Here is a 12930-nt window from a genome sequence, read left to right on the forward strand (position 1 = left end):
GGGACCCAGCGGCGCGCGAGAGCGCGAAGTTGTCGGGAGCGCGGTTGATCAGTCAGCGAACTCTATCCGGAGGCGCCGGTGTTTCGCCGCCGTCGCGGCGCCGCTGGGTCCCGGGGTTCGCTGACGCGCCCCCGGGATGACGATAGCGATGGGGCTTCGCCCTACTCCGCCGCCGCCAGCTTGTCGTTGGCCGTGGCTTCCTGGGCTTCCCATTCCTCGATCTTGCGGGCGGTGTATTCCGGCGACTTGGTGAAGCGCGCCAGGACGCCGTAGATCACCGGCACGATGAACAGCGTCAGCACCGTCGCGAACATGGCGCCCGAGAAGATCACCACGCCGATGGTCTGACGGCTGCCGGCGCCCGCTCCCTGCCACAGCATCAGCGGCAGGGCGCCGAAGGCGGTGGCGATGGAGGTCATGATGATCGGGCGCAGGCGCAGGGTCGAGGATTCGATGATGGCGTCCCGGATCGAGCGCCCCTGATCGCGCAGCTGGTTGGCGAACTCGACGATCAGGATGCCGTTCTTGGCCGCCACCCCGATCAGGATGATCAGGCCGATCTGCGAATAGATGTTCAGGCTGGAGCCCGCCATCACCAGACCGAACAGGCCGCCCGCCGCCGCCAGAGGCACCGTCAGCATGATCACCGCCGGGGTGATCCAGCTTTCGAACTGGGCGGCCAGGACAAGGAAGACCAGCAGCAGGGCCAGGGCGAAGGCCCAGACCACCGCGCCGCCGGCTTCCTGCTGGTCGCGCGCCGCGCCGCCCCACTGGATCGTGCCCACGCCCTGCGGCTGTTCGGCGACGACGCCGTTCAGGAACTGGACCGCATCGGTGATGGTGTAGCCGGGGGCCAGGTCCGCCGCGAGGCTGATGGACCGCTGGCGATCCAGACGGCGACGGTCCGGGGTGTCGCCCGAGGTCTGGGTGGTGACCACCGACGACAGCGGCACCAGCTGACCCGAGCCGGTATTCACATACAGGGCCTCGAGGTCTCCGACCGAGCGACGGTTCTCGCGATCCGTCTGCAGGATGACGTCATACTCCTGCCCACCCTTCAGATAGGTGGTCGCGGTGCGCGAGCCGAACATGGTCTCCAGCGTGCGGCCGATGGCTTGCGACGACACGCCCAGCACGGCGGCCTTCTCCGGATCGACATCGACCAGCAGGCGCGGCGAGTTGGGCTCGTAGTTCAGACGCGGGCGCGACAGGTTCGGGTTTTCCAGCGCCGCGGCCAGAACCGGCTGCAGCCAGTTGTAGATTTCCTCATACTCCGAGCCGGTGACGACCATCTCGATGGAGTTCGAGCTGCCGCCGCCGCGCTGGAAGGCGCCGGGGGTCGAGGCGTTGACCTGGGCGTCCGTCTGGCCGCGCAGCTTGCGGTTCAGGTCCTGCGCGATCTCGTCGGCCGAGCGGCTGCGCTCGGACCAGTCCTTCAGCGTCAGGGTGGCGTTGCCGGAGTTGAAGCTGCCGCCGCCGAAACCGGGCGCGGAAACCAGATAGCTCTCGACCTCGCCGCCTTCCGCATACTCGGCCAGGATCGGCTCCATGCCCAGCATGATGCGGCGGGTGTAGTCGAAGCCGGCGCCCTCGGGGCCCTGCACACGCACGGTGACGCGGCCGCGATCCTCGGGCGGCACCAGTTCGTCCGGCAGGACCGCGAACATGACCACCGCCCCGGCGGCGACCAGCAGGATGACGCCGATCACGCCGATCAGGGCCACCCGCACGCCCAGCAGGGCGGACAGGGAGTTGCCGTAGGAGGTCTTGAGCCGGTCCATGGCCCAGTCAACGCGACGGGCGAGCCAGCCGCCGGTCTGGGCCGGCTTCAGGATCTTGGAGGCCAGCATCGGCGACAGGCTGAGCGCCAGGAAGGCCGAGAAGGCCACGGCCGCGGCGATGGCCGCCGCCAGCTCGACGAACAGACGACCGACGTAGCCGGGCAGGAACAGCAGGGGCGCGAACACCGCCAGCAGCACGATGGTGGTGGCGACGACGGCGAAGAAGACCTGACGCGCCCCGCGCTCGGCGGCGACCAGAGGCGGTTCGCCGTGGTCCAGGCGACGCTGAATGTTCTCGACCACGACGATGGCGTCATCGACGACCAGACCGATGGCCAGAACCAGCGCCAGCAGGGTCAGCAGGTTCAGCGAGAAGCCCAGCGGGGCCAGCACGATGAAGGTCGCCAGAAGACAGATCGGCGCCACGATGGACGGGATCAGGGCGGCGCGCAGGCTGCCCAGGAAGATGAAGTTGACCAAGGCCACCAGCGCCATCGAGATGCCGATGGTGATCCAGACCTCATCGATGGCGTGCTTGGTGAAGACCGAGTTGTCCGATCCGACCACCAGCTCCGTGCCCTCGGGCAGGCTGGGGCGGATCTCCTCGATCATCTGGTTCACGCCCTCGGAGATGGCCAGGTCGTTGGACTGGGCCTGACGGGTGACGGCCAGACCGATCTGGTCCAGCCCGTTGCCGCGGAACAGGCGACGGTCCTCCTCCGGCGCCTCCACGACGCGGGCGACGTCGCCCAGACGGGTGACATAGCCAGCCTGGCCCTGGATAGCCCCCGTGGCGCCGCTGGGCAGGCCCGCGCTGTTCGAGGCCTGACCGCTGGTGTTGTTCGAGGCGGCGGCGTTGGAGGCCGAGCCGCGCGTGCCGATGGGCAGCTGGCGGAAGTCCTCGGCGCGGGCGTAGTTGCGCGCCACGCGGACGGTGTAGTTCTTCTCACCGGACTCCAGCGCGCCGGCGGGCAGCTCGACGTTCTGGGTGGTCAGGGCGGTTTCGATGTCGGTGACGGTCAGGCCGCGCGCGGCCATGGCCGCCGGGTCCAGCCAGACCCGCATGGCGTAGCGCTGCTCGCCATAGATCTGCACCTGGGCGGCGCCGGGCACGGTGGCCAGACGGTCGATCAGATAGCGGTCGGCGTAGTCCGTCAGCTCCAGCCGGTTCAGGCTGGTCGAGCGCAGGAACAGGATGATGATCGGCTGGCTGTCGCTGTCGGCCTTGGCCACTTCGGGCGGATCAGCCTGATCCGGCAGGCGGCCCAGCACGCGCGAGACGCGGTCGCGCACGTCATTGGCGGCGTCGTCGATATTTCGGTCCAGCGAGAACTCGATGCTGACGCTGGAGCGGCCGTCGCGGCTGGTCGAATTGATGCGCTCGACGCCCTGGATGCCGGCGATCTGCTGCTCGATTGGCTCGGTGATCCGGCTTTCGATGACCTCGGCGGAGGCCCCGGCATAGCTGGTGTTGACCGAGACGATCGGCGGATCGACGTCCGGCAGTTCGCGCACCGGCAGGAAGAAGAAGGCCGCGGCGCCGATCACGCAGAGCACGATCGCCGCCACCGCCGCCATGACGGGGCGGCGGACGGAAACGTCGGACAGCATCATTGGGCGGCGCCCCGCTGGGCGGGCTGCTGACCGGCGGGCTGACGGGCCGCTTGCTGACCGCCGACGGTGACGGGGGCGTTGGGCTGGATGCGGTTCAGACCCGAGCCGACGACACGGTCGCCGTTGTTCAAGCCGCTGAGGATCTCGACATAGCCGCCCTCGACGGCGCCGGCCTCGACCTCGACGCGCTGGGCGACGGTCCCGCGCTCGCCATTGGCGATGCGATAGACGAAGGCGCCCTGCCCTTCATACTGGATGGCGGCCTCGGGCACGGCGACGGTGCTGCGCTGACCCTGCTGGACGGCGACGCGGACGGCCATGCCGGGGCGGATGCGGCCGCCAGGGTTGGCGATCTCGGCGCGGGCGGTGACCGACCGGCTGGACTCGTTCACGCGGGTGTCGATCAGGGCGATCTGGCCGGTGAAGACCTCGTCGCCATAGGCGTCGATGGTGGCGGTGATCGGCACGCCGGGGCGCAGGACCGACAGGTAGCGCTCGGGGATCGGGAAATCGACGCGGACGACGTCAATGTCGTCCAGGGTGGCGATGACGGCGCCCGGATTGACCAGGGTGCCGGCCGTGACGGTGCTGAGGCCCAGCACGCCGGCGAAGGGCGCGCGGATGGTGCGGTCGCCGGCGCGGGCCTGCGAGGCCTCCAGCGAGGCGCGGGCCGATTCCAGCTCGGTCTCGTACTGCTCCAGCATGGCCGCCGAGGCGAAGCCGCGCTCGTTCAGCGTCTTGTAGCGCTCGTACATGGTCTGGGCACGGGCCACCTGGGCCCGGGCCTCGGCGATAGCGGCGTCTTCCTCGCGTGCCTGCAACTGGACCAGCGGCGTGCCGGCGGCGACGCGCTGGCCGTCGGTGAACATGACGCGGGTGATCAGTTCGCTGGTCGAGGAGGTGATGTTGACCGAGCGGCGACCCCGGGCCACGCCCAGAACCCGGATCTGGTCGCTGAATTCGCGCGGCGCGGCGACGGCCTGGGACACGGCCTGGCCGCGCGCGCCGCCGCCCGGGCCACGGCCGCCCCCCTTCTCGTCGTCGGCGAAGGCCATGCGAAGCACCAGGGCGACGATCATCAGACCCAGCACGGCTGCGGCGGCGATGAGGAAGAAGTGACGCTTGATCACGCGGCTGACGCTCCGAATCCAGGGACGAGCCGACTTAGCGGCTGCCGCCGTCGACGCAACTAAAGTTCATGTAACGGAGGCGGTTTCGATTTCCGTCGCGGCGGATCGGGGCGACATGTCGCAGCTCAGAACCGGCGCCAGAGGCCCACTACCAAGCCCGAGGCGTCCGGCGTTTCACGCCCGGCCAAGGTCGTGCGCCAGCCCAGCTGGGCGCTCCAGTCGCCGAAATGCCGGACGAGGGAGTTCTCCAGCGAAGCCCAGCGGGCGCCGCCGTCGTCGGTCTGGCCCGCGTAGATCTGGTTGAGCACCATCCAGCGGGGGCCGAAATGGGCGCCGAGGGTGGCTTCCAGCCGGGTTTCGTCCGGCAGGCCCGATCGCATCCGGCGCGCCGCCTCGAAGGTCGCGAAGCCACCCGTGGTCTTCGGGCCGAGCACGCGCCATTCGCCGAACGAGCGCCCGACGGCGATCCGCGCCTCCCAGTCCTGCGCGCCGACGCCCGGGGCGGCATAGCCGGCGTTGCGCCCCTCCCCGCCATCGGCGACCGCGCCGTACAGGGCCACGACGGTTCGGTCATCGCGCCAGACCTGCCAGTTGAGGCCGATCTCGACCGGTCCGCGGCCCTCATAATCGACAAAGGCGTCCTCGCCCGACTGCCAGTCGCCCTTCAGGCGCAGGGTCAGGTCGCGCGTCAGGCCATATTCGGCGAAGACCGAGACCGTCGTGTCGCGTCGCTCGGCCGGAAGGGGCAGGAGGACGCCGTCAGGATCGTAGCCCTGATCGGCGCGCATATCCTCGAACTTGACGATCACCTGCCCTTCGCCCCGGGGCATGACCCACGGACCGGCGGCGGCCGGAGCGGCGACCGCGAGGGCCGCCAGCGTCAGAAGCAGCCCCCCGGCCCGCTTCACGTATCGTAGCCAGGTAATTTCCTGTCGAGCATACGCAACGCGCCCGGCCAGGCGAGGGAGGAGATCGCGCCGACCCCCATGCCCTGTTCCTTGGTTACTTCCTGCGCCGCATCCGGCGCGAACAGCACATGCTCGCGACCGCCGGACAGGGCGGCGACCTGCTGGGCGCAGGCGCGCTCCAGGAAGAAGATGCCGATCCAGGCCTGCGCCGCCGTCTGGCCGACGGCCAGGGTGCCGTGATTGCGCAGCAGCATCAGCGGCTTGTCGCCAAGGTCCGCCACCAGCCGCTCGCGCTCGTCATGGTTCAGGGCCAGCCCTTCATAACCGTGATAGGCGACCTGATGCTGCAGCAGGCAGGCATTCTGGCCGATCGGCAGCAGGCCCTCCTTCTGGGCCGCCACGCCGACTCCGGCGACGGTGTGCAGATGGATGACGAATTTCGCGTCTTCACGCGCGGCATGGATCGCCGAATGGATGGTGAAGCCGGCCGGATTGATGAAGCTCTCGGTCTCCTGGACGACGTTGCCGTCCAGATCGACCTTCACCAGCGATGAGGCGGTGATCTCCTCGAAATACCAGCCGTAGGGATTGATGAGGAAATGATGCTCCGGCCCCGGTACGCGGGCCGAGATGTGGGTGAAGATCATGTCGTCCCACCCGTGCAGCGCCACCAGCCGGTACAGCGCCGCCAGTTCGACGCGCGTCTTCCACTCCGCCTCCGACACCTTCGACCGGATCGTCGTGATCGCACCGTCAGCCATGATCGTTTCCTCTGCCCTGCTTGTTGTTGGGCCTGTTCTGGACCGGCACGCTCGCGCTTACGTTGATCTGCGTCAAGATTCAGGTTCCGTTAACCGCGTCTTAGCTAGCGAGCGTTACGGTAAACGGCGTCGAATTCCGTCGACGCTCCGGAGACGTTCGTGACCGTCCTCGTCCAGCTTGATCCCTCCCGGATGCCCGACCGCGCCCCGCGCGCGCAGGATCTGCTGGCCCTCGCCCGCGAGCAGAGCCCGGACGCCCGCCAGCGGCTGCTCCTCGGCGTCATGGCCTTGTGCGACGCCAGCCCACCGGACGGCCAGCTGTCCCCCATCCTGGGCGAAATCTTCCTGTCGCTGGCCCGTCAGGCCGAGCGCGACATCCGCAAGGCGCTTTCGATGCGCCTCGCCCACGCGGACTGGGCGCCCGCGGCCCTGGTCAATGTGCTGGCGCTGGACGAGATCGAGATCGCCGCGCCGATCCTGGCCTCCAGCCCGGTGCTGCAGGACGAAGACCTGCTGCGCATCCTCATCGAGGCCTCGCTGGACCACCAGATCGCCGTCGCCCGCCGCCCGCAGCTGAGCGGCCGCGTCTCCGACGCCGTGATCGAACGCGGCGTGCCCGCCGTCATGGCCGCGCTGGCCACCAATCGCACCGCCCAGATCAGCGGCGACGGCTTCCGCCGTCTGGTCGAACAGTCTCGCCGCGTCGCCGCCCTGCGCGGGCCGCTGCTGCGCCATCCGGGGCTCGACAAGGCCCTGGCCGAACAGATGTACCAGTGGGTCGGCGCCGCCCTGCGCGAGTCGATCGCCACCCGCTTCCAGGTCGATGAGAGCAAGCTGGGCTCGGCCGTCTATGACGCCGTCGAGGGCGTGATGAAGAAGCGGCTCGACGAAATCCTCGAGGACACGCCCGAGCGGGAGGAGATGGAGCGCCGTCTCGTCGCCAAGCTGCAGGCCGCCGGCCAGCTGAAACCCTCAATCCTGATCCGCGCCGCCCGCGAAAAGCGCTACAGCCTCGTCATCCACAGCCTGTCGGCGCTGGGCGGGTTCACGGTGAAGCAGGTCCAGCAGGCGCTGAATTCGTCGACGCCGGAAGCCTTCTACTACGCCTGCGCCTCGGTCGGCATCGACCGGGCGGTCTTCCCCACCCTGCTGGCCGAAGTGCGCAAGCTGAACCGCGGCCTGCCGGGCGATCAGGGCCAGGCCATCTGGCAGCGCGGCGCCCTGTCGCCGGCCTCGGCGGCCCGCGCCTTCCGCGCCCTGGTCGAGCCGGACACGCCCGACCAACGCATCGCCGTTTGACTTCACCGTCCCGCTCGGCTTGCGTAGCCCGGTGAGCCCGCCTTCCGAACCCGTCCTGCGCATCGCCTTCACCGCCTCGGATCGTCCCGAGGCGATCGAGGCCCGTGACCGCCTGATCGCCCGCTACGGCGCCGCGCCGGAAAGCGAGGCGGATGTCATCGTGGCGCTCGGCGGCGACGGCTTCATGCTGGAGACCCTGCACACGGTCATGGAGCGCCGCACCCCGGTGTTCGGGATGAACCGGGGCTCTGTCGGCTTCCTGATGAACGACTATGAGGAAGAGGGCCTGCTGGAGCGGCTGTCGGACGCCGGGCGCGCCGTCATCCACCCACTGCAGATGGACGCCTGGACCGAAAGCGGACAGGTCCACAGCGGACTGGCCATCAACGAGGTGTCCCTGCTGCGCCAGACGCGTCAGAGCGCCAAGGTACGGATCAGCGTCGACGACCGGGTGCGGCTGGAGGAGCTGTCCTGCGACGGCTGTCTGGTGGCCACGGCGGCGGGATCGACCGCCTACAACCTGTCGGCCCACGGCCCGATCATCCCGCTGGATTCCCGCGTCCTGGCCCTGACCCCGATCAGCGCCTTCCGGCCCCGGCGCTGGCGCGGCGCCCTGCTGCCACATCAGGCGAAGGTCTGTTTCGAGATTCTCGAGGCCGACAAACGCCCGGTCAGCGCCACCGCCGACAATTTCGAGGTCCGGCGAGTGGTCAAGGTCGATGTGCGCGAGCGGCGGGACATCGCCCTGACCATGCTGTTCGACGCCGGGCGCTCGTTCGAGGAGCGTGTCCTGGCCGAGCAGTTCGCGTCCTGATCGCCTGAAATTCAGACCGTGCACGGCTTCTTAAGGTCGTTTGTGCGACCTTGACCGTCAGTCAGTTACGGGAGCGCCCGGTGAGCAATTCAGCCCAGGTCATTCGTCCGCCCAACACCCTTCGCATGAAGGTCGGCGGCGCGTTCGGCGGCATCGACGCCAACGCCATCGCCAAGGCCGAGGAAGCCCTGAAGGCCATGTCGGCCCAATTCGGCCAGTGGCTGAAGGACGAGATCGTCAAGCTGGACAAGGCCCAGTCGGACATCCGCGCCCAGGGCTATAACGCCCAGACCGCCGAGACCCTGTATTTCCGCGCCCACGACCTGAAGGGCCTGGGCACCACCTACCAGTATCCGCTGGTCACCCGTCTGGCCGCCTCGCTGTGCAAGATGATGGACGATCCGGCCAAGCGCATGGCCGCGCCGCTGATGCTGATCGACGCCCACATCGACGCCATCAAGGCCGTGGTCCGCGACCAGATCCAGACCGACGACCACCCGACCGGCAAGATCCTGGCCGAAACGCTGGAAGCCAAGGTGGCCCAGCACTTCGCCTGATCCCAGTTTCGGATCCAAGAGATTGAAACGCCCGCCCTCACCGGCGGGCGTTTTGCTGTGCGGCGATCAGGCGGCGACGCTGCCAACGCCGCGCGGGGCGGCGGGCGCCTGATCGAGGCGCTCCATCAGATAGGCCAGATCCTCACGCGGGGCGTTCGGGCGCTGGGTCAGGAAGCGCTCCAGCATCTGCTGGCGGAAGGCGTCGTCCGTGGTGTCCACGCCCTCGGCCTGAAGATTGCGCCAGGTGTCGACCCCGGCGCGGAAGGCCTGGAACAGGCGCGGCGGCAGGCCGGCGCGGTCGTAGATGGCCTTGAGGCCCAGCGGACCGGCGTCGTGGATCATCAGCCAGGCGCGCTGGTGCGGTGTCCCGGCCAGCTCGGCCAGTCCATGCTCGAACAGGCCCATCTGGCCGCGCGCCAGCGCCCGCAGCAGCAGGGAGCCGGTCAGGGCCCGGCGGGCGTTCAGGCCGGCCACGAACTGGGTCAGGTCGGCGTGGCTGGAGGCCTGATCGACCAGATCGACCGTCGCCCGCTCGCGCGCGAAGGACGCCAGACGGATGGCCGTCTCGGGCGCCACGGCGTGGCGGGTCACCAGATGCTCGCGCACCGCGTCCGAGGCCAGTTCGACCAGCCGCTCGGTGACGGACAGCGGCAGGGCCTGACGATAGGCCAGGGCCGCGACGATCTCGGGCGCATCGCCGAAGCGATCGACGCAGCGGCCCAGGGCGGCCTCGGCGATGTCGGCGTTGTCGTTGGCGGCCAGTGCGCGGACGGCGGTCTCGGCCCCGACCTCGGCCACGGCGTCGGCGACGTCACGGCTGACGCGCGGGCGTCCGGCGACGGCGGTCTGACGCAGGGCCGACCCGGCCTGGACGATCTCGATCAGATCCTCGTCCGAGAAGGCCGGCGAGAAATGGATCATCGGCAGAGCCACGCTGTCGACGTCGGCGGCCAGACGGCGGGCCACGTCGCGCGGGATCAGGTCCGAGGATTTCAGCGTCACCGCCATGGCCCGGCGCACCAGTTCGGCGGCGTCATTGGCCAGCAGGCGCAGGATCTTGTGGGCGGCGGCGCGATCTTCCTCGTCCAGCTCGGCCCGGTCCATGCTGCGGCACAGCTTGTGGGCGGCGGCGGCGCGTTCGTCTTCATCGTCCGCCTTGATCAGACGGCGGATGTCGATCTCGGTGAGACGGGCGCGGAAGGTGGTCATGGAACGCTCAAGGTCTGGCTTCGGACCACCATCGTCCGACCATCGTTAACGGGCGGTTCACCATGACCGGATTCGGCCTCAGATGTCTGATCGGCTTCCGGTTCCGAAGGCGCCGCCGAAGCCGCCGCCCTTGCCCTCCCCGTCCTGGCCCAGCAGCAGGGCCAGCAGGCTTTGATCCTGCTTCAGGCGATCCAGCCGGGCGGCCAGCATCTGGTCGCGCTCGGACAGCGGCGGCGCCGCGGACTGGATATCATTGCTGCCCGCGCCCGAGGCCGGGGAGCCCTCGCCCGCCGAACGCTGCAGATTGGCGTGGACCTCGGCCACCGTCGCCGGACGGCCGTTGCGGTAGAAGATCGAGCGGTTCGCCGCCGCCGCCTCGGGGAAGATCGAGGCCGCGCTGGAGCCCGGACGGCGATCCATCGCCTCCATCAGCTGGGCCGCGCCCGCCGGACCGAGGAAGTGGGCGGCGTAGAGGTCGCCGGCGCCCGGTTCACGCCCTGTCCGGCCGCGCAGATAGGCGGCGTTCTGGGCGGTCAGCTCCGCCGCCATGGTCGAGGCTGCCTGCGGATCAAAGCGCAGGTCGAGCACCACATTGCGCGCCGAGCCCTCGACCCGCCAGCGCCCGTCCGAGCCGCGATAGATCAGGTCGGCGTACTGGCCGTAGCCATGCTTGGCGCCGTGCTGCTTCACCGTCGCCAGCCAGGTCTGCTCGATGAACTGAAACAGACCCGAGGCGGACGAGGTCGACGCCCGCGCATTCGGGTTCATCGCGCTTTCCCGCCGGGCGGTGCGCACGAGGAAGTCGGCGTCCACACCCGTTGCGCTGGACGCACGCCGGATGGCCGCCTCTACCCCGCCTGACGATGGAATCGCCCTGATGGTCATAATCGTTAATGCTGGTGAACTCTGGTTAACGAGGCCTTAACGTGACTGAAAAGCCACGTTCTGCGAAGCGCCAAATCCCGCCTGATCCTCGCCGCAAACCCGCCCCAACGGCAGCGCTCCATTTCCGTCAGGGAAAGCTGCGGGGGCAGCAAGACAGGGATGAAGGCCATGATGATCAGAACCGCAGGCGGCCCCGGACTGGTGAGCCCCCTCGACTTCCACGAACGCAAGAGCCCGGGGCTGTCACGCTCCAGCTGGATCGCCATCGGCATCGTCGCCATGGCCCACGTCGGGGTCGGCATAGCGCTGTATTATCAGCGTTTTGAGATGCCCCAGCCGATCACGCAGAGCGAACCGCCGATCACCGGCACGGTGATCGAGCTGCATCGGCCGGAGCCGATCGAGCCCAAGCCGGTGGAGCAGAAACCCGCCGCGCCGAACCCGCCGGTGAACGACACTCCGCTGCCGACCACGCCCACGGACGTGATCCATGCCGTGCGCAATCCGGACGCTACGCCGACCACCGGCCCGACCATCAGCATCTCGCAACCGGTCGACAAACCTGTGGATGTGGCGCCGCCGGCGGACACGCCCCAGCCCAATCCCCCGGCGGCCCGCGTGATTCGGGATCCCAGCTGGATCAGCCAGCCGAACGGCGATCAGATGATGCGGGCCTATCCGCCGCGCGCGCTGGACCGGGGCCTGGCCGGTTCGGCGTCGCTGAACTGCATGGTCGAGGCGAACGGTCGGGTCTCGGGCTGCAACGTGACGGGCGAGAGCCCCGCCGGAAACGGTTTCGGCCGCGCCGCCCAGCAGCTGTCGCGCTACTTCCAGATCAATCCGCGCACCGTCGACGGCGCCGCGGAAGGGTCGCGGGTCTCCATCAACCTGCGCTTCGTGCCGCCGGCTGAATAAAGACCCGCAGGGGCGAGAGGGCCGCCGCGTCCGCCCGAGGCGCGCGGCCCTCAAGTCCGTCGGCGACGATGCCGCCGACCATCGGCCCCAGCAGCCAGCCGTTGCGGCGCGGGGCCAGGGCCAGATGCAGGCCCGGCGTTCCTGAGGGTCCGGCGATCGGCAGGCCGTCCGGCGAGGCGCCGCGAATGCCGACGCGCGGCTCGCCCGCCTGCCCTTGCGCGCCGGTCAGGGACAGGCCGTTGGCGATCTGCCTGGCCGTGATGTCCGGATCCGCCACCGGCTCCCGCTCACCCGACTGCATGGTGGCGCCGCACAGCACGCCGTCCGCCGTGGGGGTCGCATAGCCGCCCGGCCCGCGGATCACCCGGCCCGGCGCCACACAGGTCACGGGCGTCAGTTGCCCGCGGATCGGCTCGATGGCGTTGACCAGCGCCGCCACGGGCTCCGGCAGCCCCTCCAGCGCCGTCGCCGCTCCGGTCGCCAGCACCACCGAAGGCGCGGACCAGCGGCGCCCGTCCCGGGCGGTCATCGTCCAGCCGTCGCCGTCGTTCGACAGGCGCGCGACGGTGGCTTCGATCCGGCTGACGCCGGAAACGTCGGACAGCTGGTCCAGGGCGATCCGGGCCTCGATGCGCCAATCATCCGGGGTGAACAGCGCCTCCCCCGCCCGTTCAGCGGCGAAGCCGAGGGCGTGAAGGCGGGCGACTGCGCCGTCAGGGTCGGTCCCTCGCCACTCAGCGCCGTCCAGATACAGCGTCAGGCCAAAGGCGCTGGCGAAGGCGGGCCACAGGTCGCGCCCGCGCTTCAGCAGGGCCGCATGATCCAGCGACAGGCCGTCGATCAGGCTCTCCATCGCCGGCGCGATCATCCCCGCCGCCGCCGAAGAGGCGTTGGGGCCGCCCGGATCCAGCACGGTCACCGCATGGCCGCGCGCAGCCAGTTCGGCGGCGCTGGACAGACCCAGCACCCCCGCGCCGATGACAATCACATCCGGGGAAGAAGACACGGCGGCTCAAATCGACCCGCCGCGCCTCTTTTGCAAGTGGACGCTATGTCC

11 protein-coding genes are annotated in these 12930 nt (G+C 69.5%); 4 read left to right on the forward strand and 7 right to left on the reverse strand.

The window, feature by feature from the left end; translation table 11 throughout:
* Positions 1–161: 161 nt before the first annotated feature.
* The 4 genes from ACFQQC_RS17820 to ACFQQC_RS17835 form a co-directional block, all read right to left on the reverse strand.
* Positions 162–3392, reverse strand: coding sequence for an efflux RND transporter permease subunit (locus ACFQQC_RS17820; RefSeq protein ID WP_376863963.1), 3231 nt, complete (start codon positions 3390–3392; stop codon positions 162–164).
* Positions 3392–4525, reverse strand: a complete 1134-nt coding sequence (locus ACFQQC_RS17825; protein ID WP_376863890.1) for an efflux RND transporter periplasmic adaptor subunit — start codon at positions 4523–4525, stop codon at positions 3392–3394. Before ACFQQC_RS17825 ends, ACFQQC_RS17820 begins: the two co-directional genes overlap by 1 nt.
* A 125-nt stretch (positions 4526–4650) precedes the next feature.
* The gene (locus ACFQQC_RS17830) at positions 4651–5433 is read right to left on the reverse strand and encodes a hypothetical protein (protein WP_376863891.1); all 783 of its coding nucleotides are present in this window, start codon (positions 5431–5433) and stop codon (positions 4651–4653) included.
* Complete coding sequence (locus tag ACFQQC_RS17835; protein ID WP_376863892.1) at positions 5430–6194, reverse strand: class II aldolase/adducin family protein; 765 nt, start codon at positions 6192–6194, stop codon at positions 5430–5432. Before ACFQQC_RS17835 ends, ACFQQC_RS17830 begins: the two co-directional genes overlap by 4 nt.
* Before the next feature lie 159 nt (positions 6195–6353).
* Between ACFQQC_RS17835 and ACFQQC_RS17840 the strand changes: the two genes are divergently transcribed.
* The 3 genes from ACFQQC_RS17840 (at position 6354) to ACFQQC_RS17850 (ending at position 8864) form a co-directional block, all read left to right on the forward strand.
* Positions 6354–7493, forward strand: a complete 1140-nt coding sequence (locus ACFQQC_RS17840) for a DUF2336 domain-containing protein (RefSeq protein WP_376863893.1) — start codon at positions 6354–6356, stop codon at positions 7491–7493.
* Between the two features lie 31 nt (positions 7494–7524).
* The gene (locus ACFQQC_RS17845) at positions 7525–8307 is read left to right on the forward strand and encodes an NAD kinase (RefSeq protein WP_376863894.1); all 783 of its coding nucleotides are present in this window, start codon (positions 7525–7527) and stop codon (positions 8305–8307) included.
* Positions 8308–8387: 80 nt separating this feature from the next.
* Entirely contained in the window at positions 8388–8864 is a 477-nt protein-coding gene (locus ACFQQC_RS17850; RefSeq protein ID WP_376863895.1) for an Hpt domain-containing protein, read from the forward strand.
* 66 nt (positions 8865–8930) lie between these two features.
* On the opposite strand, the gene ACFQQC_RS17855 is transcribed toward ACFQQC_RS17850, so the two are convergent.
* Together ACFQQC_RS17855 and ACFQQC_RS17860 are read right to left on the reverse strand one after the other, a co-directional pair.
* Positions 8931–10073: a DUF2336 domain-containing protein gene (locus tag ACFQQC_RS17855; RefSeq protein WP_376863896.1), complete on the reverse strand. Its 1143-nt coding sequence runs from the start codon at positions 10071–10073 to the stop codon at positions 8931–8933.
* Between the two features lie 78 nt (positions 10074–10151).
* Positions 10152–10958, reverse strand: coding sequence for a transglycosylase SLT domain-containing protein (locus tag ACFQQC_RS17860; RefSeq protein ID WP_376863897.1), 807 nt, complete (start codon positions 10956–10958; stop codon positions 10152–10154).
* 168 nt (positions 10959–11126) lie between these two features.
* On the opposite strand from ACFQQC_RS17860, the gene ACFQQC_RS17865 reads away from it, so the two are divergent.
* On the forward strand, positions 11127–11873 hold the full coding sequence (locus tag ACFQQC_RS17865) for a TonB family protein (RefSeq protein ID WP_376863898.1): 747 nt from the start codon (positions 11127–11129) through the stop codon (positions 11871–11873).
* On the opposite strand, the gene ACFQQC_RS17870 is transcribed toward ACFQQC_RS17865, so the two are convergent.
* The gene (locus ACFQQC_RS17870; protein ID WP_376863899.1) at positions 11842–12879 is read right to left on the reverse strand and encodes an NAD(P)/FAD-dependent oxidoreductase; all 1038 of its coding nucleotides are present in this window, start codon (positions 12877–12879) and stop codon (positions 11842–11844) included. The two genes, ACFQQC_RS17865 and ACFQQC_RS17870, sit on opposite strands and share 32 nt — an antisense overlap.
* Positions 12880–12930: the final 51 nt, after the last annotated feature.

The sequence above is a fragment of the Brevundimonas sp. GCM10030266 genome, from assembly GCF_042666595.1.
Taxonomy (GTDB): domain Bacteria; phylum Pseudomonadota; class Alphaproteobacteria; order Caulobacterales; family Caulobacteraceae; genus Brevundimonas.